23 protein-coding genes and 1 pseudogene are annotated in these 25960 nt (G+C 56.9%); 22 read left to right on the top strand and 2 right to left on the bottom strand.

Going from position 1 to position 25960, the window contains the following annotated elements:
* The 18 genes and pseudogenes from C1717_RS05320 (at nucleotide 1) to hflX (ending at nucleotide 21370) form a co-directional block, all read left to right on the top strand.
* Nucleotides 1-2238 carry a polyribonucleotide nucleotidyltransferase gene (locus C1717_RS05320; protein WP_102372155.1) on the top strand — a complete coding sequence of 746 codons (2238 nt, stop codon included), beginning with the start codon at nucleotides 1-3 and terminating at the stop codon, nucleotides 2236-2238.
* A gap of 86 nt (nucleotides 2239-2324) precedes the next feature.
* Nucleotides 2325-3296, top strand: coding sequence for an acyltransferase family protein (locus C1717_RS05315; protein WP_102372154.1), 972 nt, complete (start codon nucleotides 2325-2327; stop codon nucleotides 3294-3296).
* A 184-nt stretch (nucleotides 3297-3480) separates the two neighbouring features.
* Nucleotides 3481-5148, top strand: a complete 1668-nt coding sequence (locus C1717_RS05310) for a ribonuclease J (RefSeq protein WP_102372153.1) — start codon at nucleotides 3481-3483, stop codon at nucleotides 5146-5148.
* 139 nt (nucleotides 5149-5287) lie between these two features.
* Nucleotides 5288-7972, top strand: coding sequence for an FtsK/SpoIIIE family DNA translocase (locus C1717_RS05305; protein ID WP_102372333.1), 2685 nt, complete (start codon nucleotides 5288-5290; stop codon nucleotides 7970-7972).
* Nucleotides 7972-8163 (top strand): annotated as a pseudogene (locus C1717_RS10980) (helix-turn-helix domain-containing protein); the annotation flags it as partial. The gene C1717_RS05305 and the pseudogene C1717_RS10980, both read left to right, overlap by 1 nt.
* 639 nt (nucleotides 8164-8802) lie before the next feature.
* Complete coding sequence (locus C1717_RS10810) at nucleotides 8803-9369, top strand: RodZ domain-containing protein (protein WP_245859489.1); 567 nt, start codon at nucleotides 8803-8805, stop codon at nucleotides 9367-9369.
* A gap of 23 nt (nucleotides 9370-9392) precedes the next feature.
* Entirely contained in the window at nucleotides 9393-9890 is a 498-nt protein-coding gene (locus C1717_RS05295) for a YajQ family cyclic di-GMP-binding protein (protein ID WP_102372151.1), read from the top strand.
* A 36-nt stretch (nucleotides 9891-9926) separates the two neighbouring features.
* Complete coding sequence (rimO, locus tag C1717_RS05290) at nucleotides 9927-11267, top strand: 30S ribosomal protein S12 methylthiotransferase RimO (protein ID WP_102372332.1); 1341 nt, start codon at nucleotides 9927-9929, stop codon at nucleotides 11265-11267.
* Nucleotides 11268-11894 (top strand): CDP-diacylglycerol--glycerol-3-phosphate 3-phosphatidyltransferase, encoded by a 627-nt coding sequence (gene pgsA, locus C1717_RS05285; RefSeq protein ID WP_102372150.1) that lies wholly within the window; start codon nucleotides 11268-11270, stop codon nucleotides 11892-11894.
* A gap of 8 nt (nucleotides 11895-11902) precedes the next feature.
* Nucleotides 11903-12403: a CinA family protein gene (locus tag C1717_RS05280; RefSeq protein ID WP_102372149.1), complete on the top strand. Its 501-nt coding sequence runs from the start codon at nucleotides 11903-11905 to the stop codon at nucleotides 12401-12403.
* Between the two features lie 309 nt (nucleotides 12404-12712).
* Nucleotides 12713-13810, top strand: coding sequence for a recombinase RecA (recA, locus tag C1717_RS05275; RefSeq protein ID WP_102372148.1), 1098 nt, complete (start codon nucleotides 12713-12715; stop codon nucleotides 13808-13810).
* Between the two features lie 20 nt (nucleotides 13811-13830).
* Complete coding sequence (locus C1717_RS05270; RefSeq protein WP_245859487.1) at nucleotides 13831-14529, top strand: regulatory protein RecX; 699 nt, start codon at nucleotides 13831-13833, stop codon at nucleotides 14527-14529.
* Nucleotides 14530-14746: 217 nt separating this feature from the next.
* Complete coding sequence (gene rny / locus C1717_RS05265; protein ID WP_102372147.1) at nucleotides 14747-16300, top strand: ribonuclease Y; 1554 nt, start codon at nucleotides 14747-14749, stop codon at nucleotides 16298-16300.
* Between the two features lie 3 nt (nucleotides 16301-16303).
* On the top strand, nucleotides 16304-17386 hold the full coding sequence (locus tag C1717_RS05260) for an ATP-binding protein (RefSeq protein ID WP_102372146.1): 1083 nt from the start codon (nucleotides 16304-16306) through the stop codon (nucleotides 17384-17386).
* Nucleotides 17387-17470: 84 nt separating this feature from the next.
* Nucleotides 17471-17791 (top strand): stage V sporulation protein S, encoded by a 321-nt coding sequence (locus C1717_RS05255; RefSeq protein ID WP_102372145.1) that lies wholly within the window; start codon nucleotides 17471-17473, stop codon nucleotides 17789-17791.
* 1 nt (nucleotide 17792) lies between these two features.
* Nucleotides 17793-19163, top strand: a complete 1371-nt coding sequence (miaB, locus tag C1717_RS05250) for a tRNA (N6-isopentenyl adenosine(37)-C2)-methylthiotransferase MiaB (RefSeq protein WP_102372144.1) — start codon at nucleotides 17793-17795, stop codon at nucleotides 19161-19163.
* Nucleotides 19160-20080 carry a tRNA (adenosine(37)-N6)-dimethylallyltransferase MiaA gene (miaA, locus tag C1717_RS05245; protein ID WP_102372143.1) on the top strand — a complete coding sequence of 307 codons (921 nt, stop codon included), beginning with the start codon at nucleotides 19160-19162 and terminating at the stop codon, nucleotides 20078-20080. Before miaB ends, miaA begins: the two co-directional genes overlap by 4 nt.
* Nucleotides 20081-21370, top strand: coding sequence for a GTPase HflX (hflX, locus tag C1717_RS05240; RefSeq protein ID WP_102372142.1), 1290 nt, complete (start codon nucleotides 20081-20083; stop codon nucleotides 21368-21370).
* 5 nt (nucleotides 21371-21375) lie between these two features.
* Here hflX and C1717_RS05235 read toward each other — a convergent pair whose 3' ends face one another.
* Both C1717_RS05235 and lexA read right to left on the bottom strand, forming a co-directional pair.
* Nucleotides 21376-22113 (bottom strand): heparan-alpha-glucosaminide N-acetyltransferase, encoded by a 738-nt coding sequence (locus C1717_RS05235; RefSeq protein WP_102372141.1) that lies wholly within the window; start codon nucleotides 22111-22113, stop codon nucleotides 21376-21378.
* A 13-nt stretch (nucleotides 22114-22126) separates the two neighbouring features.
* The gene (lexA, locus tag C1717_RS05230) at nucleotides 22127-22768 is read right to left on the bottom strand and encodes a transcriptional repressor LexA (RefSeq protein ID WP_102372140.1); all 642 of its coding nucleotides are present in this window, start codon (nucleotides 22766-22768) and stop codon (nucleotides 22127-22129) included.
* A gap of 154 nt (nucleotides 22769-22922) precedes the next feature.
* Here lexA and C1717_RS05225 point away from each other — a divergent pair, with 154 nt between their 5' ends.
* From C1717_RS05225 to C1717_RS05210, 4 genes are all read left to right on the top strand, one after another.
* The gene (locus C1717_RS05225; protein WP_102372139.1) at nucleotides 22923-23378 is read left to right on the top strand and encodes a LysM peptidoglycan-binding domain-containing protein; all 456 of its coding nucleotides are present in this window, start codon (nucleotides 22923-22925) and stop codon (nucleotides 23376-23378) included.
* A 119-nt stretch (nucleotides 23379-23497) separates the two neighbouring features.
* On the top strand, nucleotides 23498-23941 hold the full coding sequence (nrdR, locus tag C1717_RS05220) for a transcriptional regulator NrdR (protein WP_102372138.1): 444 nt from the start codon (nucleotides 23498-23500) through the stop codon (nucleotides 23939-23941).
* Complete coding sequence (gene dut / locus C1717_RS05215; RefSeq protein WP_425430939.1) at nucleotides 23941-24390, top strand: dUTP diphosphatase; 450 nt, start codon at nucleotides 23941-23943, stop codon at nucleotides 24388-24390. The genes nrdR and dut overlap by 1 nt, the downstream gene beginning before the upstream one ends.
* A 51-nt stretch (nucleotides 24391-24441) precedes the next feature.
* Nucleotides 24442-25785 (top strand): NCS2 family permease, encoded by a 1344-nt coding sequence (locus C1717_RS05210; protein WP_102372137.1) that lies wholly within the window; start codon nucleotides 24442-24444, stop codon nucleotides 25783-25785.
* Nucleotides 25786-25960: the final 175 nt, after the last annotated feature.

The following is a 25960-nucleotide window of genomic DNA, read 5'->3' as shown; positions in this document are numbered from 1 at the left end:
ATGTCACTCGTAAGCAGAACGTTCGAGCTGTACGGCAAGACCTATACGCTCGAGGCGGGCGAGCTCGCCAAGCAGGCAACCGGGGCTACCCTTGTCAAGCAGGGCGATACCACCGCGCTCGTGACCGTCGTCGTGAGCAAGGAGCGCAAGAACTACGACTTCTTCCCGCTCACGGTCGATTTCAACGAGAAAATGTATGCTGCCGGGCGCATCCCGGGCGGCTATCTTAAGCGCGAGGGTCGTCCGTCTGAGAAGGCAACGCTTACCGCTCGCATGATCGACCGCCCCATCCGCCCGAGCTTCCCGGATGGTTTCCGCAACGAGGTTCAGATCGTTGCCACCTCGCTCGTGGCCGACCAGAAGAACCCCATCGATGTGATCTGCACGATGGGCGCCTCGCTTGCGCTCACCCTCGGCGGCGTGCCCTTCGAGGGGCCGCTGGCCTGCGTGCGCATCGGGCGCGATAAGGAGACGGGCGAGTTCATCGTCAACCCCACCTATGAGGAGCGCGAGAACTCCGATCTCGATCTCGAACTCGCCGGCACGAGGGACTTTATCTCCATGGTCGAGGCGGGTGCCGAGGAGGTCTCGGAGGACGACATGCTCGCCGCCATGCGCTTCGGCCAGGAGGCGATCGGTGCTTTCTGCGACGCTCAGCTCGCCTTCGTCGAGGAATGGGAGCGCGTGAACGGCCCCATCCAGCCCAAGGAGTACGAGCTCGACCAGCCCGTGCCCGAGGTGGAGGAGCGCATCTTCGCTCATTACGACGAGATGTACGCCGCCCTCTCTGATGCTGACAAGCTGTCCCGTATCGCTCACGTCGAGGAGCTCAAGGAGCGCATCCGTGCCGAGTTCACCGAGGAGGAGCAGCTCGCTTGGGAGCGCGAGATCCCGGTGAACCTCAAGAAGCTCGAGAAGCGCGCCATGCGCACCATGGTCGTCGAGACCGGCGAGCGCGTCGACGGCCGTGCGGCGAACGAAATCCGTCCCATCATGGTCAAGGACTCCTACCTGCCGCTCGTACACGGTTCCGGCTTGTTCCAGCGCGGCCAGACCCAGGTGCTCTCGGTGCTCTCGCTTGGCATGCTGAGCGAGGGGCAGCGCCTCGACACCATCGAGCCGGTCGACGGGAAGCGCTACATGCACCAGTACAACTTCCCGCCGTTCTGCACCGGCGAGACCGGTCGCATCGGTGCTCCCAAGCGCCGCGAGATCGGCCATGGCAACCTCGCTGAGCGCGCCCTGCTTCCGGTGCTTCCTGACGAGAGCGAGTTCCCCTACGCCATCCGCGTGGTCTCCGAGGTCATGGAGTCCAACGGCTCCTCTTCGATGGCTTCCACCTGCGCGAGCTGCTTGGCGCTCATGGACGGCGGCGTTCCCATCAAGCGTCCCGTCTCCGGTATCGCCATGGGTCTCATCCAGGAAGAGGGCAAGACCGTCGTCCTCTCCGACATCCAGGGCATCGAGGACTTCCTTGGCGATATGGACTTCAAGGTGACCGGCACCGAGCGCGGTATCACGGCCCTCCAGATGGATAACAAGGCCACCGGTCTCACGTTCGACATCCTTGCCCAGGCGCTCCAGCAGGCCAAGGAGGGCCGCGCCTTTATCTTGGGCAAGATGCTCGACGTCATCCCCGAGCCCCGCGCCGAGCTTCGCTCCACGGCGCCTCAGATCCAGACCATCATGGTTCCTGTTGACAAGATCCGCGACATCATCGGCAAGGGTGGCGAGACGATTCGCGGCATCCAGGACGAGACCGGTACGACCATCAACGTCGAGCAGGATGGTTCCGTGGTCGTGGGCGGCGTCGGCGACTCCGTTGCCGATGCGCTCGCCCAGATCAAGGAGATCATCCGCGAGCCGGAGGTCGGCGAGGTCTACGATGGCACCGTCGTCACCATCAAGGAGTTCGGTGCATTCGTGCGCCTCTTCGGCGAGAAGGACGGCCTGCTGCACATCTCCCGCGTTGCCGAGGGTCGCGTCGATCGCGTCGAGGACGTGCTCAACATCGGCGATGCTGTGAAGGTCAAGGTCATCGAGATCGATGACAAGGGTAAGATCTCCCTCGACCGCCTCGACAAGCCCCAGGCACCCGAAGGGTCGGGTCATAGCGAGGGCGAGGGCCGTCAGCGCCGCGAGTCGCGTGACCGCCAGGGTCGAGGCCACGGTGACCGCCCGCGTCGCCGTCCCGGTGATAACGGGAGCCGTGCCCCCCGCCGCCATCACGAGGGCTAAGGCGTATACTTTCTCCTAAGGGAGCATGCTGGAAGGCGTACAGGGCAAGCACCTGTACGCCTTCTTGCTTTTCACTTGGGGGGGACATGACGCCGAAGCGTATCGGATGGATTGATGCCGCAAAGGGCATAGCGATCATCGCGGTCGTTATCTACCATACCGATAGCGCTCCTGCGATTCTCCATTCCTTGATGGGTTCGTTTCAGATTCCGCTGTTTTTCTTTTTAGCGGGCTATACCTTCCACGCGCGTCCAGTAGGGGAGACGGCGCGTCGATCGGCTCCACAGTTACTCTGCCCTTGGGTTCTTCTTTCCCTATATGCCTCTTTGGCCAATAATCTTTGGGAAGGGGATGGGTCGCCACTATTGTTGGGTTCAACTGTGCTGCGAGCGTTAGTTCTCAACGTGAGCTACAGCGTGACGGGGATTCCCATAGTGGGTCCGGCTTGGTTTTTGCTTGATCTATTCTGTGCGCGTCTTATGCTTGCTTTTGTGCTCGCGCGTTTGAATCATGAGAGGAGGCTCACGCTAAGTCTCCTTGTTATTGGGATTCTAGCGGGAATAACCTCGATAGCTCTCTCGATCTATTGCCCGGTCTGCCTTCCTCTGAACCTGCCTGCAGCGCTCATGGGGTTCTTCTTCATGTCATGTGGATATGCGGCACACGAGGGAGGATGCTTAACCCTTGAGCATCAGACCGTTAGCGTTGCTTTGCGGTTCGCTATGGCTTTGATCGTGTGGGCTGTTTGCATGGGTGTGTCCGAGATGGACTTGGGCTACGGATACTACCGTGGGCTAGCCTTAGCTGGCCCAGTGGGGTCCCTTGCCGCCATAGGAGCGATCAGCATGTTCTGTATGTATATCGAACGGGAATTTCCTAAACTCACGCGCAGCCTCGAGTCTTGTGGCCGCCGTTCGATGACTGTCTACTGCATCCATTCCGTTGAGATCGTCGCCCCATGGTATGTGCTTGATTCGGTTGCGACCCTGCCTTTCGGATGGGTCGCCGTGGTGGTGTTTAGGCTTGCGCTAGATGTTGGGCTCGCTTTGGCTTTGTAGGTCCTTTTGCGCATCGCGATCCGCCTCTTCCGTTATTCCTGTGGTAACGGTGAGCTCGGTGGGGCATTCACCAAACTCTGGATAAAATACCTATACCTATGGCTAATCTACATGTTTCACGGATGCGTTGGAGCGCATCTTCGTGTTTGCATCGCTATTCCAGCTTGAAAGGAGCTTATCCTACATGGCAAAGAAAACCCCACCGCTGAGGGTCATCCCGCTGGGAGGCCTTGACGGCATCGGCAAGAACATGACCGCAATCGAGTGCGGCCCTGATATGGTGCTCATCGATGCAGGCCTCATGTTCCCCGACGACTCCCAACCCGGCATCGACCTGGTGCTGCCTGATTACACCTATGTTCTCGAGAACGAGGACAAGCTGCGCGGCATCATCGTCACGCATGGTCACGAGGACCATACCGGAGCCTTACCGTACCTGCTGCAGGACCTCAACAACAAGGTGCCCATCTTCTCCAGCAAGCTCACACTCGGCTTCATCGAGGGCAAGCTTGCGGAGTTCCGCATCAAGGCGCCTAAGTTCCGCGAGGTCAAGAGCGGTTCGCATATCAACCTTGGTGGGATCTCCGTTGATTTCTTCTCGATGACCCATTCCATCCCCGGTGCGCTCGGCGTCTACATCAAGACCACGCAGGGAACGATCATGCATACGGGCGACTTCAAGCTCGATCAGACGCCCATCGACGGGGTCACGCCCGATTATGCCGCTATCTCGCGTTTTGCCAAGCAGGGAGTCGACCTCCTGCTTTCCGACTCAACTAACGCGACCGTTCCCGGCTTCACTAAATCCGAGGCAGAGGTTGGGCCCACGCTGAATGACGTCATCAAGAACGCACCCGGCCGCGTGTTCGTCGCCTCGTTCTCGAGCCATATTCACCGACTGCAGCAGATCTGCGATGCCGCGAAGCGTTGCGGGCGCAAGATCGTCGTCACGGGCCGCTCCATGCTCACCAATACGCGCGTGGCACGCGAACTCGGCTATCTCAAGATCGACGAGCAGGACATCATCGATGCTTACGAGGTGAACGGCATCCCCGACGACCGCATCGTGGTCATGTGCACCGGCTCCCAGGGAGAGCCGCTCTCCGCGCTATCGCGCATGGCGAACGGCGAGCACAAGACGCTTTCCATCCATGCGGGCGATACGGTGATCATCTCGGCGACGCCGGTTCCCGGCAACGAGAAGGCGGTACAGCAGGTCATCAACAGCCTCGCGAAGCTTGAGTGCACGGTGGTCGACAAGTCCACCAAGCTCGTTCATGTCTCGGGCCATGGCAGCCAGGAGGAGCTCAAGCTCATGCTCACCATGGCGAAGCCGACCTACTTCATGCCGGTCCATGGCGAGGCAGTGCACCTGCGCGCGCACGCCAACCTCGCTCGCAAGGTCGGCATTGCCGATGACCATATCTTCCTTCTCGACAACGGTGATACGCTCGAGATGCGCGGCGGCATCGTGCGCCGCGGTCCGGCGGTCGAGTCCGGCGTGGTCTACGTCGATGGCTTGCGCATCGGTGACACCGATCCGATCGTGCTGCGCGATCGCCAGAAGCTTGCGAACGACGGCATGGTGACGGTCGTCGCCACCGTCTCGCTCAAGCGCAAGAAGATCGATGCCGTCGAGCTCTCCAGCCGCGGCGTCTCCTTCAACATCGACGAGGAGTTCAGCTCGGATGCCGCCGCTGCCGTCATGAAGGCCATCGAGAAGGGCAAGTTCGACTATACCCGCAACGGCACCGGTGCGCTGAACAAGGCTGTTCGCGACTCGATCTCCAACTTCATCTGGAACCGCACCCGCACCCGTCCCATGATCATCCCTGTGGTAATGGAGGTGTAGGGTGGCAGCTCGTCGAGGAACAACTCAGACGGGCTCGAAGCCCCAAGCGCGCGCGAACAAGGGTGCGGGCGCCAAGAAGGCCGCTGCCCACCTGAGGGCGAACGCCAATGCCGCCGAGGATGTCCCGGTCGAGCCGCTCATGACCGCCTCAACGGCTCACGACATCGTTGGCGTCTTGCTTGCGGTCTTCGCCGTTGCATCGCTCATCGCCGTCGTTGCCCCTGCCTCGGCGCCGCTTACCGCTGCGCTCGCTGACTTCTACCACTTGGGTTTCGGTTTAGGCGGATACATTCTTCCGCTTGCATTGCTGCTCGCTGCGGCGCTGTTCTTCGTCCATGCCGAGCAGCTGCTCAAGGTGCGCACGGTGGCAGGGTCGCTTCTCATCTTCCTTGCCCTCATTGCGTTCTTCACCCTGGTGGGCACGCCCGAGCAGATGGTGCTCGGTGTCACCGTCGGTGATGCCGAGCTCGTCCGTGCCGGCGGCTACGTCGGGTTCTGGATAGCATCGGTGCTCACCGCCGGTCTTGGCAAGGTCATTTCTGGAGTCGTCCTCATCGGAGTGATCGTTGCCGGTGCGGTGATCATCGGTTTCTCGATCTCGGGTTTCGCCGAGGCGCTTCGCGAGCGCGTGGATCGTCTGCGCGACCGCCGGTATGTTGCGGTTAACGAACGGCCTTGGGGCGATGAAGATCCCTATGGCCGCGATAATGCTGCGGAGGCCGCTCCGCGTCGTCGTGCGCAGGCGCCTGAACCTCGCCAGGCGGAGCTTCTTGACGAGAACGGTGATGCCCCAACGAGCTATCTCGGCGACCGTGCTAAGACCACGCTGCTAGCTGACGAACCTGATGATGCAGACGAGGACCCGTTCGTCGATCTTTCGTCGCAGTTGGCTGCCGAGCAAGCCAAGACGACCCTCATTCCCATCGAGGATCGCTATGTCGATACCGTAGAGGGTGCAGATGGCTCTGCTCCCATGAAGAACGATCCGGGGTCCAAACCGTCCTCTGATGGTTACCCAGCTCATGACGGCGAATCGCTGCGGGGCCATGACGCTGATGCCCAACACGGATCGAACGATCCCTGTGAGAACGCAATCTCTGCAGGGGTCAAATCATCTGCTGCCGAGGCCGCTGCCCCTGCTATTCCTGCGTTCCTCTTGAACCCCCGTTCGAGTACGCATGCTCAAGAAGACGGGGCGACCAAGCTTGATAAGGGGGATGCGGGCGTTCAGGACTCCGCTTCGGATGCCACGGTTGGGAATGACCGCCACCAACGTCCCACTGCGGCGTCCTCAGGGGAGGGCAGCGCGGCTGAGCAGGATGCCGAGGAAGGCGCTCGCGTTCTGCCACCGCTTTCCATGCTCAGGCACAATCCAAATTCTGCCAGCTCGGCATCTTCAGAAAAGGAGCTTCGCCAGACAGCGGAGTCGCTTCAATCGACGCTGCAGGAGTTTGGCTTGCATTCGCGTGTCGTTGGCTGGATCAGCGGCCCTACAGTCACGACATTCAAGGTGCAGCCTGGCGAAGGCGAGCGCGTGAGCCGAATCTCGAATCTCGAGGACGACATCGCCCTTTCCCTTGCTGCGCAGTCGGTCCGTATCTTCGCCCCCATCCCCGGTACGTCGCTCGTGGGAATCGAGATCCCGAACCGCAAGCGTCAGAACGTGAATCTGGGGGATGTGCTTCCTTACGTGCAGGGGGGTCCGCTCGAGCTCGCGATCGGTCGCGATGCCGAGGGTGCGCCCATCGTAGCGGACCTTGCCAAGATGCCGCATCTTCTCATCGCAGGTACCACGGGCTCCGGTAAGTCCGTCATGATCAACTCCATCGTCATGGCGTTGCTCATGCGCTCCTATCCGGAGGACGTGCGCCTCATCATGGTCGACCCCAAGCGCGTCGAGCTGGCGGGATACAACGGGCTTCCCCACTTGTACGTACCTGTGGTTACGGAGCCCAAGCAAGCTGCTAGCGCGCTTCAATGGGCGGTATCCGAGATGGAGCGGCGCCTCAAGATCTTTGAGCGCGTGGGCGTTCGAAAGATCTCGACCTTTAACGAGAAGCAGGCTGCGGGTGCTTTCGAGCAGTACGATAACCCGCCCCAGAAGATGCCGTACCTGGTTATCATCATCGATGAGCTTTCCGACCTCATGATGGTCGCCGGCAAGGATGTCGAGGCATCGATCGTTCGCATCGCTCAGCTTGGCCGTGCAGCGGGTATCCACCTCATCGTCGCAACCCAGCGTCCGAGTTCGAATGTCGTCACGGGCCTTATCAAGGCCAACATCACGAACCGCATCGCCTTCAACGTAGCGACCGGCATTGACTCGCGCGTCATCATCGACCAGATGGGCGCCGAGAAGCTCACTGGCTACGGCGACATGCTGTTCAGCAAGGTTGATTGGGGCAAGCCTAAGCGAATTCAAGGCTGCTTCGTCTCCGATGACGAGATCGCCCAGGTGACCGAGTTCGTGAAGTCGCAAGGAGAGGCGGAGTACCACGAGGAGATCCTCTCGGCTGTCGCTCCCGCAACCATGTCGGCTGGTGGAGGCGGATCGGCGGGCCCATCCGATGACGACCCCCTCATCTGGGAGGCCGCCCGCCTGGTGGTCGAGTCCGGGCTCGGGTCTACTTCTGGGCTCCAGCGTCGCTTGAAAGTCGGCTACGCCCGTGCTGGCCGCATCATGGACATGCTCGAAGAAAAGGGCGTCGTCGGCCCTCCAGATGGATCTAAGCCGCGTGAGGTCCTCCTCGATGAAGAGGGGTTGGCCGAGCTCGAAGCTGTGGAGGCCCGTATGGCCGATGACAGCGAGTTTGGAGGCTTCTGATGGCCGCGCGATTCGGTGATATGCTGCTTGAGCGGCGTCGTCAGAGAGGTATGTCGATACAGCAGGTCGCCAATACCATCAAGATCCGCCCGCAGATCATTGAATACTTTGAGCAGGGTAACTTTGCAGCTATGCCTCCGCGCGGTTACGCGCAAGGGATGATTGCAAGCTATGCACGCTTCCTCGGCTTGAACCCGAGGACCGTCGTCGCTGCCTATTTTGAGGATTTAGACATCTATGAGCGCGAGACATCGCGTTCAGGCGGACAGTATCAGGACGCTGCCGGCATGGTTTCCGCTCGGTCGGAGAATCCCACGGGCAGGTTCATGATGCTAGATGGAGGCTCGCGTTTCGCGCAGAGGCCTCCGCAAGCCGGTTATGTGCCAGAATCCCGTTCAGGCCACGAGCCTATCCGCGTTACCAACAACCCTTACCAGCGAAGGCTTATCGGTAGCTCTGGCAGGGAGCAATCCCAGCTGCCATATGGAGATGTTTATCGGCCTCAAAGGCGGAGTCCTCGCCCGGAGTCTGATCCTCGTGCACGATCGCGCAGCGGGACGGATGCCTACCGGTCGCCGTTCGACGGAAGGCGGTCTCTCCCTGAGGCAGGGCGTGGCCAAAGCGCCTATGGTTCGCGTCCAGCATCTAGCGGTGCTCGTTCTTCATATCGGGCTCGCCAGAGCGGAGATGAGCTGAGAAGGCGTTCTTCAGGGGTGCGACGCGACGTCTACCAGCGGCAGGGGAGCCGGCGTGCCGAACCCCCTCGCGGCAACCAACCGCGCTCGCGCGGTAACGACGGACGGCGGGGTCAGCGAGGCGGGAGCTCCTCTGTGATCGCCGGCCTCGATCCAAGGATCATCCTCGGTGCCGTGGGCATCGTGGTTGTTCTTTTGCTAATTGTGACCTTGCTGTTCGTACGTAGCTGCTCGGTTCATGAAACGGAAAACGAGCCCGCCTCCTCTACGTCGGAATCGGTTGAGGCTGTATCTTCTGTAGAACCCGAGAGCTCGACTGCGGATAGCGCTTCTAGCCCAGAGACACCTGTGACCGATGAGGCCAAAAGCCCGGTCACCGAAGTCGAGGATACCGTCATCGCGGTTCACGTGGATGATGGAGACTCATCGTGGGTGGAGATAAAGCTCGACGGCGCATCGGTCTTCGCCGACAACGTGGTGGGGCCCTTTGACCGGGAGTTCACAGTCGAGCAGTCCATAGAGATCACCGTTACCAACCCAGCTGACGTAGATGTGACGCGCAATGGCGAGGCTGTAAGCTGGGACACCCGTACAACAGGCGTTGCTCGCGTCACCATAACCGCGCCGCAGCCCGTTACGACTCCCGCCACCACTGATGACGGTGATGCATCTGAAAGCGACTCGGCGAACGCCGCCCAATAGCCAATTCAGCCTAGGAGGATAAGATGGCAAAAGATTCCAGCTTCGACGTCGTTTCTCAAATCGACATGCAAGAGGTCGATAACGCCTACCAGCAAACGGTTCGCGAGATTTCACAGCGCTACGATCTGAAGGACTCAGGTTCGACCGTCACGCTGTCTAAACCCGAGCGCACCATCACCATCTCCGCGCCCGCTGATTTTGTGGCGCGCCAAATCACCGATGTGCTCAATTCCAAGCTCATCAAGCGTGGCGTCGACATCAAGGCCGTGCGTTGGGACGCTCCGCAGGCTGCCTCTGGTGGAACGGTGCGCGTCATCGGCCACCTGATCGACGGCATCGATCAAGAGACCGCCAAGAAGATCAACAAGGACATCAAGGCCCTGAAGCTCAAGGCAAAAGTCACGATCGAATCCGATAAGCTCCGTGTGACGAGCGCTTCTAAGGACACCCTGCAAGAGGTGATTGCCTTCCTGCGCGATCAGGACTACGGCCAACCCCTCCAGTTCACCAACTATCGCTAGGCTCTCACGGTATCGAAAGGAATCCCAATGCCCGCTATGGGGTCAATCCTCTACATCACGCTTGGTTGCGCTAAGAACGAGGTCGACACCGATCGCATGCGCTCGCTGCTCACGGCTGCAGGTTACGACGAGGCCGCGTCTGTCGAGGAGTGCGACGCCGTCATCATCAACACCTGCTCGTTCCTCGCATCCGCAACCTCTGAGAGCATCGAATGCACGCTTGAGCTCGCCGACGAGGTTCAAGCGGGCGTTCGTCAGGCGCCGATCGTTATGTGCGGCTGCGTTCCTTCTCGCTACGGTGACGATCTTCCATCCGAGCTTCCTGAGGTCGCGCGGTTCGTTCGCACCGACGAGGAGGACGGTATCGTTGCCGTGATCGATGGCCTGCTGGGTATCGAGCGCCATGTCCCCGCCCACGTTCCTCACGTTATGCGTACGGTCGAGAGCGCCGTTGCCTACCTCAAGATCTCCGATGGTTGCGATCGCTTCTGCAGCTTTTGCGCAATTCCATACATTCGCGGGCGGTATCATTCGCGCTCTGCGGAGCGCATCATCGCCGAAGCGCGCGAACTCGTTGCCGGCGGTGTCCGCGAGCTTGTTTTGATCGGTCAGGATACAGGCGTATGGGGCTGCGACTTTGACGAGAGCGCGGATGGGCCGCGCAACCTTGCTGGCCTCCTCGTCGCCCTCGCCGAGGCTCTTCGGCCGGAGCATGTTTGGATTCGCGTCCTGTACCTTCAGCCTGAAGGCATGACCGACGAGCTCGTCGCTGCCATCCGCGATACTCCTGAGGTGCTGCCCTACATCGATATACCTGTTCAGCATTGTGACGCGCGCGTTCTTAAGGCTATGAACCGCAGCGGCTCCGAGCAGGAGCTCGATGAGCTCTTTGCGCGACTCAGGACAGAGATTCCCGGCATGATTCTGCGTACCACCTATCTCGTTGGCTTCCCTGGCGAGACCGAGGATGAGCACGAGCGCATGATGGCCTTCCTCGATAGGAACGGGTTCGATTACACCAGCGTGTTCTCCTATTCGCGTGAGGACGGCACGCGAGCCGCTAGGATGAGCGAGCAAATCGATGAAGACGTCAAGCTCGAGCGCACGCAATCGGCCATGGATCTTGCAGAGTCCCTTGGTTTCGCCGCAACGGCTCAGCATGTGGGAACCACGGCCGAGGTCATCGTCGACGGCATCGAAGAGACCGATGATGGCCCCGAGCTGATCGGCCATGCTTGGTTCCAGGCCCCTGATTGTGACGGTGCGGTGCATCTCGATGCTACCGAGGCTTCCGTTGGTGATATCGTACAAGTAGAATTCACCGATAGCTTCTGCTACGAGCTTGTCGGCCATGTCATTGATTGCGAGGAAAAATAGATGGCTACTTCATCGGGAGCGTCATCGCAAGGCGCTACGAGCGTGTGGACGCCTGCAAACATCGTCACGTGTGTGCGCATCGTCTTCATCCCCATCTTCATGGTGCTTGCCGAGCTCTCTTGCGTGGTATCTGGTGCGGTCTATCTTCCGGTTCCAACAATCGCCGCCTGCGCCCTTTACATTTTGCTGAGCCTTACCGATAAGCTCGATGGCTACCTGGCACGGTCCCGCCATGAGATCACGGATTTCGGAAAGTTCCTCGATCCGATTGCTGACAAGCTGCTCGTGTTCTCCGCCTTGCTCATCCTGCTCGAGCAGGGGCTGGTGAGCGTCTGGGTCGTGTTCATCATTCTGTTCCGTGAGTTCCTGGTAAGCGCGCTGCGTATGGTTGCCGGTGCTCAAGGTGTCGTCATCGCAGCAGATAAGCTTGGGAAATGGAAGACGGCGGTCACCATGGTGTCGCTATGCGGGTACTTCGTCTCCTTCTCGGCAGCCTCTATCGGTTTTGTATACGAGGCGGCCTGGTTGCTCATCGTCTCCGGCGCTTTGATGATCGCCGCCGTTATCCTCACGGTGATCTCGGGCGTACAGTATTTCTGGAATGGGCGCTCGGTCATCTTCTCCTAGGAGCGATCATGGTCACGGCAAATAGCGACTCTTCTGAACGCATCGCTTTTGAACTCGTAGAACTATGTGCCAAGTGCGGTTTGACAGTCGGTTGCGCCGAATCATGTACAGCCGGCCTTGTCGCATCAAGCATCGCCGATGTTCCCGGTGCATCTCAGGTTCTTCAAGGCGGAGTTGTGAGCTATACCGAAGCGGTGAAGCATAGCATGCTCGACGTTTCGCTTGAAACGCTTGAGACTGTTGGTGCCGTTTCCGAGAAGTGTGCTTGTGAGATGGCATCTGGCGCGCGCGAGGCGCTGGATTGCGATATTGCGGTGAGCGTAACGGGCTTCGCAGGACCTGGCGGCGGTACAGCTGATAATCCGGTTGGCACGGTGTACATCGGCATTGCGACCGAGAACCTTCTGTTCGCAAAGCGGTTCCTGTTTTCCGGAGAGCGCGCTGCCGTTCGACACGCTGCCTGCGAAGCCGCATTAAGGGCGCTTCTTGACGCTGCTCAGGAATCGTAGCATAGCCTGTCAAGATTTCGTGATCTTTTGTATCGCCTTGAGCCCCTGAGGATTCTGCTTGCACCTTGTGAACAACTCAATGGATGGGCACTGACGCATACCAAGCCATCTACCTCGTGAATTGGCGATGACGTAGATGCAGCACGCCTCTTGTAAGGTTTTGGTGAGGGGTTCGTTGGAATGTTGAAGGATTCACCCTAGCCTCTGCTGCCAATTTGTTTGAACACGCCGCTATCATTCAATTCAGATATCTTGACCGCGAACAGCTGTTCGTATAGGATAGCGATAACGATACGCAAGGAGGAATCCATGGCTAAAAGCTCCGGTTCGGTACGCCAGGTGCATGAGCGCACCTATGGCGAAGAACGTGATAAGATGATCGACCTCACTAAGGCCGAGATCGAGAAGAAATTTGGAACCGGTTCGATCATGCGGTTTGGTGACGGTGGTCCCGACCTCGAGATCGAGGCTATTCCGACCGGAGCACTCTCGCTCGATGCAGCTCTCGGCATCGGGGGCGTTCCTCGTGGCCGTATCATAGAGATCTATGGTCCTGAATCTTCGGGTAAGACAACGCTCTCTTTGGAAATCCTCGCTGAGGCCCAAGCTGCCGGCGGCGTCGTTGCTTTCATAGACGCTGAGCACGCCCTTGACCCTACCTATGCTGCGCGCATCGGCGTAGATATCGATGAAGTCCTTATCTCGCAGCCTGATACCGGCGAACAGGCGCTCGAGATCTGCGACATGCTCGTTCGCTCCGGTGCGATCGATGCCGTTGTCATCGACTCTGTCGCTGCGCTCGTTCCTCGCGCTGAAATCGAGGGCGAGATCGGCGATAGCTCCGTTGGCTTGCAGGCCCGCCTCATGAGCCAAGCCCTTCGCAAACTGGCTGGCTCCCTTGCAAAATCCAACACGACCTGCATTTTCATTAACCAGCTTCGTGAAAAAATCGGCGTGATGTTCGGTAATCCCGAAACGACGCCGGGTGGCCGTGCTCTCAAGTTCTTCTCTACCGTGCGTATCGAGATCAGGCGTATCGAGAGCCTAAAGAACGGCCAGGATATCATCGGCAACCGCGTTCGCTGCAAGGTTGTCAAGAACAAGGTCGCCGCACCCTTCCGTACTGCTGAGTTCGATATCATGTACGGCACGGGCATCTCTAAAGAGGGCTCTATTCTCGATATGGCCGTCGATTTCAACATCGTCAAGAAATCGGGTGCATGGTACACCTACGAGTCTGAGCGTCTAGGCCAGGGTCGCGAGGCGGCCAAGGAATTCTTGCGTAAGAATCCCGAGCTCTCCGATGAGATCGAGCATAAGGTTCGCGTTGCTTGCGGACTCGATTTCTCCGACGAGGCCACCGGCGAGGCAGTTGAGGAACCCGCAGAGGCTGCATCCAAGAACTAGCTTCTGGGTGTTGGTGATACGTGAGCAGCGAAATACTTGTTAGAGACATAGAGTTCGAGTTCCCGTCCCGTGGGTCGTCCAGCTTCAGTGCGATGAGTCGCAAAAAGCCGCGTGCGAGAGTTCGCTTCAAGCTGGAGGACGGTCAGTTCCGCGACCGTTGGGTGCCCGTCCGTGTTGCGAGGCTCTTTAACAAGAGTCTCCCTGAGGAGGGGTCCTCACTTCAAGAAGCTATGTCGACTTTGTCCAAGCTAGAAGAACAGCAATGCTTCGCCGTGCTCACAGAGATGCTTTCCCGGCGAGATCACTCCGTTCACGAAGCGCGTGAAAAGCTGCTCCTCACTGGTTTCAAGCCGGGTTCGGTAGACCTGGCGATCGCAAAGGCGGAGAGCCTTCGCTATCTCGATGACGCACGCTTTACCGAGGCGTTCATAGAGGAGCGAGTCAGGCGCGGCTGGGGGAGACGCAAGGTTGAGCTCGAGTTGTCGCGCCGCGGGGTCGATCCCTCTCTTGTGGAGGGGTGGCCCGAGCGCTTCTTCAGTCATGATAGCGATCTGGAACGAGCGCTCGCGGCGCTATCAAAGAAGTCGATACCAACGCAGAACGGATATCAAAAGTTCATCAGGCATCTCATGGGGAAGGGCTTCTCCTATGATGTGGCCTCAGAAGCTGCAAAGCGACGCGTGTCTGACGCAGCTGATGGCTCATCGGGGATCTTGTAGTCCATCGGTGTTTCCGTGCGAACTCACTGGTGCATTAATTGACATGCCCCTTGCATACTCGTAGGATGAAAGGGTCATTTGTAATGAGATGTACACTCATCTTTGATGAGGTCCATTTTTGATAGTTCAACTTCATAATGGGTGTCCATACCGAACAAATGTCAGGTGCACGCTGTGCGCCATTGTCTTGATGCTTAGATATTGAAAGAGGTAGGGCATGGGGATCGTGATTGGCATTGTCGTCGGCGTCCTGGTGGGCGCGGGCATCGCCTTCATCGCCCTGCGCAACGCCAAGCAGGGGAGCCTCCGTGAGGCGGACTCGAAGCTGGAGTCTGCTCGTGCAGAGGCAAGCCAGGTTATTGGCGATGCGCAGCGACAGGCGGAAACCCTCAAGAAGGAAGCGCTTCTCGAGGCTAAAGAAGAGATCATCCAGAATAAGCAGGCCGCCGAGGCTGAGGAGAAGCAGCGCAAGCGCGAGCTTCGAGCTCTCGAGAACCGCGTGATGCAGCGAGAGGAATCTCTTGACCGTAGGAACGACGCCCTCGATAAGCGTGAGCACCAGCTCTCCAGTCAAGCCGGTCAGGTTGAGAAGCGAAGCCGTGAGCTTGAGGCTCTTTATGCCAAGCAAACTGAGGAGCTCGAGCGCATCTCCGAGCTCACGCGCGATGATGCTCATAAGGAGCTTCTTGATAAGGTGCGCGGTGAGGTTACTCACGAAGCGGCGACCATCATCCGTGATTCCGAGCAACGCGTGAAATCCGAGTGCCATAAGACCGCACAGAAGATTATCTCGCTTGCCATCCAACGATGCGCAGCCGATCACACGGCTGAGGTGACCGTTACTTCGGTGCATATTCCCTCTGATGACCTCAAAGGTCGCATCATTGGACGCGAAGGGCGCAACATTCGCACCTTTGAGCAGGTATCCGGTGTCAATCTTGTTATCGATGACACGCCCGAGACCGTCGTCCTCTCCAGTTTCGACCCTGTTCGTCGTGAGACGGCGCGCGTTGCCCTCGAAAACCTCATCGCCGACGGGAGAATCCATCCTGCACGTATCGAAGAGATGTATCAGAAGGCTTCAGACCTCGTTCAGCAACGTGTTCGTGAAGCCGGCGAGCAAGCCGCCTTCGATACGGGCATCCACGATCTCCATCCCGAGATCGTCAAGACGCTCGGTGCATTGAGGTACCGCACCTCGTTTGGCCAGAACGTTCTCAACCACTCGCGCGAGGTTTCCGAGCTTGCCGGCATCATGGCCTCAGAGCTTGGCATCGATCCCGTGCCTGCTCGTCGCGCCGGCCTGTTGCACGATCTTGGCAAAGCCATCGACCATGAGGTCGAGGGGCCGCACGCCGTCATCGGCGCCGATCTCGCTCGGCGTTATGGCGAGAAGCCCGCGATCGTGCATGCGATAGAGGCACATCACAACGATGTCGAGCCCTCCTCGATTATCGCTGTTCTAGTTATGGCAGCAGATGCGATCTCCGCTTCGCGTCCGGGCGCTCGTCGCGAGTCCGCTGAAAACTACATCAAGCGTTTGGAGAAGCTCGAAGAGATCGCGAATGCCCATGAGGGTGTCGAGCGTACCTATGCCATGCAAGCGGGGCGTGAGGTCCATGTCATGGTGCAGCCTGATAAGATCTCCGATGCCCAGGCCACGGTCCTTGCTCATGACATCGCGCACCAGATCGAGGACGAGATGGAATATCCTGGCCAGGTCCGCGTCGTCGTCATCCGCGAGAGCCGGGCTGTCGATATCGCGAAGTAGCTCATGGCACGGCAGCAGGAGCTCATCTCTTTCATCGCCTCTATGACAGGCGAAGGTTCCCTTCGGGTGGAAGAGAACCTTGGCGAGGGCTTCGTGCGCCTTCGCGTTGCCGAGGCAGAGCGACGTCAAGCAAAGCACGACATCCAGCATGTCGAGGACATCGTTATCGAGATGCTTCGCAATGCCCGCGATGCTCATGCGACAAAGATCTATGTAGCCACTGCAAAAGAGGAGGGTGTCCGCACCCTCCTCGTCCTCGATAACGGCAACGGCATTCCTGAGGATATGTTCGAGCGTATCTTCGACGCACGCGTCACTTCTAAGCTCGACTCGCTGAAGATGGACCGGTGGGGCGTTCATGGACGAGGGATGGCTCTGTATTCCATTCGCGAGAACACTCAGGAATCCAGCGTCGTCACCTCGGGTGTCGGTTTGGGATCTTCGTTTCGCGTCACGGTTGATTGCGAACGCTTGCCTGAACGCGCAGATCAATCCACGTGGCCGCAAGCTGTTCGTGATGAACAGGGATCTTGGACGTGCGTGCGCGGACCCCATAACATCATACGTGCCGCCTGCGAGTTCGCTTTAGAGGAACGGCATGGCTGCGACGTCTACCTGGGGAGTCCCGCAGAGATCGCCGCGACCCTTTACGCTCATGCTTCCAGCGACCTCGATGCATCTCAGCTGCTCTTTCTCGATGATGAACGCTCGCTTCCCGTTGTCGAACGTCTTGGTTACGCTGCTGACGCGTCTGATATCATGCGCATCTCGGATTCATTGGGCATATCAATTTCCGAGCGCACCGCTCATCGAATTCTCAGCGGGCAGATCAAACCTGTTCGCAGCGTATCCTCGCGGATACTACGCGAGCGCACCAAGCCTTCTGCACCCGCTAAGGTTGATTTATCCCGCGATCGCCGTGGACTTAAGATTTCGCATGACGATCTAGATTCATTCTCTCGTCAGCTTGAGCGCGACTTTGATGAGCTTGCATCAAAGTACTACCTAACTCTCATGAAGGAACCCAGGATCAAGGTTTCCCGTGACTCGATCACGGTTACCTTCGAGGTCGGCAAAGGAGACTAGCGCCTACCGACTTGCCGTGATGCTGACGTTAGGATAAAGTCAAATAGCTGCATATTCGCACTATAATCGCTGGAGAAAACGTACATGGATTATCTGAAGGTATCAAGCAAATCCTCGCCGGCCTCGGTCGCTGGAGCCATCGCCGGTATGGTAAAGGATGGCGTGCCCGTCAATATCCAATGCGTGGGAGCGGGTGCGGTTAACCAGGCAATAAAAGCCATGGCAATAGCACGGGGCTTTCTTATCCCAACTGGTTTCGATATCTCTTGCGCCCCTACGTTTTCCGATATTCTCATCAACGGCGAATCACGCACGGCGATTAGGCTTGCCGTGTTCGTACACCCCCTGTCCTATCAGGGTTCAGAGATCGATGATGTTTCAATAGACAAGATGACGGTGCACTGATATGGATACGCAAGGTATTTCAGACGCGCTTCGCGGAAAGACCTACTTCATTCGCACGTTCGGATGCCAGATGAATCTTCATGATTCTGAGCGGGTGTCCGGGCTGCTAGACTCGCTCGGTTGTTCACTCGTCGGTGATCCAGCCGATGCCGATATCGTAATCTTCATGACATGCTGCGTGCGTGAAGCTGCCGATCAACGGCTCTATGGCCAGTGCAATTCCTGCAAGAGCCTTCCAACCGCTCCATCAGGAAAGCGAGTTATCGCGGTCGGCGGTTGCATTGCGCAGCGTGACGGCGAAGGCCTTTTAACCAATGTCGATAACGTCGATGTCATCTTCGGCACTCATGCTATCGCGCATGTTGGCGAGCTCATCGCCCAGGCGTTTGAGGACTCAGAGCGCCATATCCTTACCGCTGAGGATGAGTCTCTCGCCGCGTTGACCATGCCTTGGCATCGTGAGTACTCCTATCATGCATGGGTGCCCATCATGACGGGTTGCAATAATTTCTGCTCGTATTGCATCGTTCCATATGTTCGCGGACGCGAGAAGAGCCGTTCTATCGAAGAGGTCGTGGACGAGGTAACCGGTTTGGTCAGGGCGGGGGTCCGCGAGGTGACCCTGCTGGGGCAGAATGTTAATTCGTTTGGGCGCGATCGATATGGCGCTCCAAGGTTTGCCGAGTTGCTTCGCAAGGTGGGGGAGACCGGTGTCGAGCGGATTCGCTTCACATCGTCGCATCCCAAGGACCTGCTTCCCGAGACTATCGATGCCATGGCGGAGGTTCCCGCTGTGATGCCGCATCTTCATCTCGCGGTGCAATCCGGTTCGACGCGCATCCTCAAGCTGATGAATAGAAAGTACTCGCGAGAGGATTACCTATCGCTCGTCGATGCGGTGCGCGAGCGGATTCCCGATATCGCCCTTACAACCGACATCATCGTAGGATTCCCTGGTGAGACAGAGGATGATTTTGCCGAGACCCTCTCTCTTGCCGAGGCCGTTGGCTATTCCCAGGCTTTTACCTTCATTTATTCACGAAGGCAGGGTACTCCTGCAGCCGAGATGCCCGATGATACGCCTCGTGAAGTCATCCAGGATCGATTCGATCGACTCGTCAAAGTCATCGAGGATACCGCATTCGCCTTCAATCAGCATGAGCTCCATCAGGTTGTTCCGGTCCTTGTCGAGGGAACTTCGAAGAAGGATTCTTCCGTCCTGCAGGGCAAGAGCCCAAAGAATCAGACCGTTCATGCGCCTCTTCCGGAAGGAGCGCGTATCGATGATTTGGTTGGCAAGATCATTGATGTGCGCGTAGATCGTGCACGGACGTGGTACCTCTCCGGCAGCGTTGTCGGCGCAGCGCGATGACTCCGCTGGTAATCGCCATCGTTGGGCCTACCGCGGTAGGTAAAAGCGCTGTAGCTGACCTCGTTGCGAGGGACTTGGGTTCAGAGGTTGTTTCTGCCGATGCAATGCAAGTCTATCGCGGTATGGATATTGGAACAGCTAAGACACCGGTTGGCGAACGTCTCGTCCCGCTCAATCTCGTCGATATCGTTGATCCCGGCGAGACATATTCTGCCGCGCTTTACCAGCGCGACGCGCGAATCGTTATCGACCGTATGCTATCTGAGGGTAAATCTCCTATCATTTGCGGCGGAACCGGTCTTTATATTCGAGCTGCCCTTGATGAGATGGTCTTTCCCGCCGGCGAGCTGGGCGATAAAACCCGATCCCGCTACGAGACTATTGCAGATGCAGAGGGTCCTGGGGCTGTTTTCTCGCTTCTTCGCGAGCGCGACCCTGCTAGCGCCGCTTGCATACATCCGCATAATGTTCGGAGGGTTATCAGGGCCTTGGAGATGCTGGATGACGGCGTGTCTTATTCTGAGCAACGCGCTGGCTTCTCCAAGCCTCGCGAGCATTATGGTGCCCTCTACTTTGGACTCAGCATGAATCGCGAGCGCCTGTATGCGAGAATCGATAGGCGTGTCGATGCGATGATGGAATGCGGCCTTCTCGATGAGGTCAAGCGATTGTTAAGCGTGGGCGCCGGCCCAGCTCTAACTGCTCGACAGGCAATAGGTTACAAGGAGCTTATTGAAGCCTTTGAGGGCCGTAGCACAATCCCTGATGCAATCGAGACGATTAAGCGTCGTAGCCGCAGGTATGCTAAACGCCAATTATCGTGGTTCAGACGCGACGAGCGCATTGTTTGGCTTGATTTGGACGAGCTGTCGATAGAGGGCGCTGCGCATCATATTCTTTCTTCGGTGGGGGAGTAGATGGGCCGTTTTCCGTTCGTAACCACAGAACTGGAGCCTGAACGAGCTCTTCTGGTAGGTGTAGAGCAGCGTGACCTGCGCTGGCCTGTCGAGAGATCCCTTGATGAACTTGAGCGCTTGGCTGATACTGCTGGAGCTCTTGCGGTTGGCCGCCTAACCCAGCGTCTCGATCGACCAAATCCTCGCTCCTTTATCGGATCAGGCAAGCTCGAGGAGCTGATCGGTCTTGTACATCGGCTTGATATAGATGTCGTCATCTTTGATGATGACCTGACGCCATCTCAGCAAAGCGTTCTTGAGAAAGCTGTCGGCGAACCGGTTAAGATCATTGATCGAACGGCGCTCATCTTAGACATTTTCGGTTTGCACGCACAGACGCGAGAAGGACGCTTGCAGGTTCAGCTCGCTCAGCTGCAGTATCTGCTTCCCCGTTTGCGCGGCATGTGGAGCCACCTTGCTAAAGAGCAGACCCGTGGAGGCATTGGAAGCCGTTTTGGCCAAGGTGAGACGCAGCTCGAGGTCGATCGCAGACTTGTAAGAAATCGAATCGCCGTTGTTAAGCGCGAGCTCAAAGAGGTCGAGAAGCGCCGCGGCGTTCAGTCGAAGGAACGCGTTATCTCACCGGCTTTTAGAGTTGCCCTTGCTGGCTACACAAACGCTGGAAAGTCATCGCTGCTCAATCGGTTGACTGGATCGAACGTCTTAGCGCAGGACAAGCTCTTTGCTACCCTCGATCCGACCACACGAGCTTACCATCTACCAGGTGGCCGCTCAATGACCGTCACCGACACCGTCGGTTTCATCCAGAAGCTACCGCATGGCCTAGTCGATGCATTTAAATCGACTCTGTCAGAAGTACGCGATGCCGATCTACTCCTCAAGGTCGTCGATGCATCTGACTGCAATCTAATTCGGCAGCTTGAGGCTGTTGACCGTGTCCTTGAAGAGATCGGTGCAGATAAAGTTCGCTCATGTATCGTATTGAACAAAGGTGATCTCATCGATGAGCTGGAGCGTCGTGATCTGATTCGCTTGTTCCCGCAGGGCGTCCTTGTTTCTGCTGCGACTGGCGATGGAATAGATGATCTTGTCGGGCGCATTTCTCTTGAGGCGTCTGCTTTGGATACGCTTCTGGATCTAGTTGTCCCCTATAAGGAGGGCAGGCTACTCAGGACGCTCCATGAGTGCGGTACGGTCTTGCAGGAAGAATATACTGAAGATGGGACCCGTATCACCGTCAAGGTTCCTATGCGTTTTGCGAACACGCTCGAGCGCTATCGGGCGCACTGAATCATTTACGAAGCAAATAACCGGGCGATCTCGAAGATCATGATGACGAGAGGCTGATGAGCGAGATAAATGATCAGGCTTCTCGTTCCTATCTTTGCCAATATGGAGCAATGGGTTTCTACCATGAACGCGGGTGGCTCATCATGGAAGGTCTTGCTGAAACTGCTTTGAGCAAATGCGCCAGCGAAATACATAAAGCAATACGGAACTAGTGGATAGTAATCTCCAGAGCTGAATGTCGGCGAGGGGAAGCCTAGCCAAGCGAACCCCTCGACGGGATAACGGCTCAAAGGTATGGAATAAGTTAGGAAGAAGAGCAGCAACGCAACGATGAGGCCGGGTATCGGTGGAATGCTGCGCACCTTCTTTCCAATGAAGGCGTATATCGCTGTACAACCTGCCATGCAGAATAGTATTCCGAAGTTCACAGCCGTATCTACGCTTGCAATCGCTGTCGCTGCGAATACCAGCAAGGCGCAGATGGCATAGCGAATAGAGCGCCGGATATTATTGCGCGAGTATGCCGTCATCCAACCGGCAAGGAGCAAGAAGACCCAGCTTATGGAAGACCGCCAAATGGACTGAATGGTAGGGTTCTCGAACCAGGAGAGATCGAACCCGTATATGTACGCAGCGTCATAAGCCGCATGAAACAGAACCATCGAGATGATGGTGAACCCGCGTATCTCATCGAGGAAGATGAGACGCTGCGACGCTGGCTTGTCAATCGTGGCCCGGCTCATAGTATGAGACGCTCTAGCCTAGGCGTCGCATGAGCGCTACGACCTTGCCGAGAATCTGCGGGTTATCGGCATAGATCGGCTCCATGGCATCATTTTCAGGCTGCAGGCGAACGCGGCCACGTTCCTTGTAGAAAGTTTTTACCGTGGCTTCTCCATCGATCATGGCTACCACGATCTCTCCGTTCATTGCGCTCTTTTGCTCGCGGACAACGAGGTAGTCACCGTTAAAGATGCCGACATTGATCATCGAGTCGCCATGGACCTCGAGAACGAAAGAAGAAGAATCGGTTGCGATTTCAGTAGGAAGCGTGAATGTATCTTCGACGTTCTGCTCTGCAAGGATGGGCATACCAGCGGCAACGCGGCCGACCAAAGGCAATGAAACGGTGCCACGATCAGGAGACTCCTTGACATCGGCAAGGTTTACCGAAGAGCCGTCCTCGTTGAAGAGCTCGAGGGCACGGGGTTTGGTGGCATCGCGTTTAATAAGGCCGCGTTCCTCGAGGGCGCTTAGGTGTGCATGCACCGTCGAAGGTGAAGAAAGGCCTACAGCGGCAGCCATCTCTCGAACGCTCGGCGGATATCCCTTTTCAAGTTGGTAGGAACGGATGAAATCGTAAATTTGCTGCTGGCGCTTCGAAATCTTACGTGCCATCGGAGCTCCTCTCATACAAACAACTGTTCGATTTCTTCTTGACAGGAACAACTGTTCGAAGATAATAATATACGAACACGCGTTCTTGCGCTAGACATTTTGTCCTCGCGAGCCGTTATAACAGATTCATCGAACAAGAGAGAGGAGACGCAATATGAACAGGGGAGACTATATCGACGGTAATCTCGCTTTATCCGTTCCAAAGAGATCGTTGTCTATTGCAAACCCTCGCTTTGAAACACAGATATATCAATTGCCGTCTCCTCGTCATCGCAAGTCAAACGACCTTCCATATGTTCAACCGAAGCACTCTTCGCTACTGTCAAGCGTGCTGGCAGCGTTCGCGGTTCTCGTGCTGGTGTCCGCCATGCTTGCTGCGATGTTTTCAGTTGCAGAGGGAAGCCGCAGCACATTCGAGAACGCACTTGACTCAACCCCCACGCAATATGTTGAGGTCTTCGAAGGCGATTCCCTTTGGTCTCTCGCGGAGGAACATCCCGTGAGCGGTATGACCACGCAGGAAACCACTGAGCTTATTCGAGCTTGGAACGATCTGGATCATGCCACCCTTCAACCTGGTATGGAGTTGCTCGTCGCTTCGGACATCTAACGCGTCAAAAGATTCAGAATGGTTGCCGTATCGTTTCCTCCTTACAACATCTGGTAGTAGATAAGCCCAATATTTCGAGATGTGCTATTCTTAACCGGTTGTTGTTAGGAGGATGCTTCATGCGCTGTCCAAAATGTGGTGGCGATGACACCCGTGTGGTCGATTCGCGCATGCAAGATGCCACAAATGCCATCAAGCGACGTCGCGAATGCCGCTCTTGTGGATATCGTTTCACTACTTTTGAACGCTGCGAGGATCCTATAGAAGTCATCAAAAGCGATGGCTCTACTCAACCGTTTGACCGGAACAAGCTCCTTGTTGGCCTTATGCGCGCAACATCTAAGAGAGATATAGATATCGCGCAGCTAAATGGTCTAATTGACGATATTGAGCTCGAACTTCGGGGGAGGACCTTGCGAGCGGTTTCATCTCACGAGCTCGGGGATATGGTTCTCAAGCGTCTCGAACGCATCGACAAGGTCGCCTACATTCGATTCGCATCGGTCTATCGTGATTTTAAGAATGTCGAGGAGTTCGTGCACGAGCTCGATAAATTGAGGTGATTTGCTTGGATCGTGTTGCGGTGCGTATCAAACGTCTCGATAAGAGCGTCCAGATACCTTCTTATGCCTATGAGGGCGATGCGGGTCTTGATCTTCGTGCAAATGACGATATGATCATCGAACCCCATTGTCGCGTGCTCGTGCCTACCGGTCTTGCTATTGCCCTGCCGGAAGGATACGCAGGGTTCGTTCAACCAAGAAGCGGAATGGCATTGAAGCTCGGCCTTTCTATAGCTAACACTCCAGGTCTCATCGATTCGCATTATCGTGGTGAGCTCAAGATCATTTGCATAAATCTTGATCCAAAGGTAGCAATCCATATAGAACGCGGCGAGCGCATCGCGCAGCTCGTCATTCAGCGAGTTCCGATAGTCGATCTTGTCGAGGTTGACGAATTGGACGAGACCGACCGAGGAACGGGGGGCTTTGGCTCTAGTGGGACCGTGTAACGGTCCTTGAGCATAGGTACTAGAAGAACTATCCAAGGAAAAGGGGAGTTTATGGAAACGTTCTTCAAGCTAGGTGAGCGTGGTTCTTCCACCGGCACCGAACTTCGTGCCGGCCTGACCACCTTCTTGGCAATGGCTTACATCATCATCGTCAATCCGAGCATTCTTTCAGCAGCTGGGATTCCCGAGACCGCTGCTGTGACTGCGACTTGCATCGGCGCTGCGATCATGACCATTGCCATGGGCCTGTTCGCCAACCGTCCGCTTGCTTGCGCTTCGGGCATGGGAATCAACTCTATCGTTGCTTTCACGCTTTGCCTTGGCATGGGGGTGAGCTGGCCTACCGCGATGGCAGTGATCTTCGTCGAGGGCGTTGCGATTCTCCTGCTCGTCCTCTGCGGACTTCGTGAAGCCATCATGGATGCCATTCCTGTATCGCTTCGCCACGGCATTTCGATCGGTCTCGGCCTTTTCATCGCAATGATCGGCCTTAAGGATGGCGGCGTCATCGTAGCAAACGCGGACACGCTCGTTGCGCTCGGCTCAATTGTTGGCGAGGAGGGCGCTTATAACTTCACGTTTGTCGTCGGCGTCATCTCCATCATCCTCACCGTCATCCTGTATGCCATGAAGGTTAAGGGCGCATTGCTTTGGGGAATCATCATCTCTGCCGTGATCGGCGTTCCCCTGGGCGTTACCCCGATGCCCGCCGGTGTGGTTGCACCGCTTGATTTCACCACCTTTGCCGCTCCGTTCCAGGTCAGCGAAAATTCCGGAGTGATGGGCATCATCGAGGTCGTTACCACGCCTACGCTTTTGCTCATGGCATTCTCGCTTATGATGAGCGACTTCTTTGACACCATGGGTACCGCCATGGCAGTTGCCAAGCAGGGCGACTTCCTTACTGATGACGGCAAGGTTGAGGATATCAAGCCGATTCTAATCGTTGACTCCTCGGCTGCCATTGCAGGTGGTTTCCTCGGTGCCTCTTCGATCACCACGTTCGTTGAATCTGCTTCCGGCGCTGCAGACGGTGGCCGTACGGGACTCACGTCGATTTTTGCCGGCATCCTGTTCTTGCTCGCAGCATTCTTCTCGCCCCTTATCAACTGCATTCCCTCGGCCGCGACCTGCGGTGCTCTTGTGTTCGTCGGCTTCCTCATGATGAGCGACGTTATCGATATCGATTGGTCCGATCCGCTTGAGGCGTTCCCGGCGTTCATGATTATCGCGGGCATTCCGTTCACCTATTCAATTTCGAATGGTATTGGCCTTGGCTTCATTACCTATGTGATCGTGTCCGCAGTTACCGGTAATGTTAAGAAGGTTCGTCCTCTTATGTGGGTCGCAGCAATTGCCTTCTTGGTGTACTTCTTGATGACCATCACTGCATAGGGGATTGCCCACAATAGGATTCTAGTAATGCCGGAAGCAGCTTCTGCTTCCGGCATTTTTGTTTTTTGAGGAAACTCTTCTTAGGCATGTGTACTAAAGGAGCCTTTAGACTCGAGGTAGAAATGACAGTTTGCACAATGTTAGAAAGTAATAACAGTTAGGCACCTAACCGTTA

It is taken from the genome of Enorma phocaeensis, from assembly GCF_900186505.1.
Taxonomy (GTDB): domain Bacteria; phylum Actinomycetota; class Coriobacteriia; order Coriobacteriales; family Coriobacteriaceae; genus Enorma; species Enorma phocaeensis.
The sequence above is the reverse complement of the archived record's forward strand: the minus strand, read 5'-3'. Positions and strand labels throughout refer to the sequence as shown.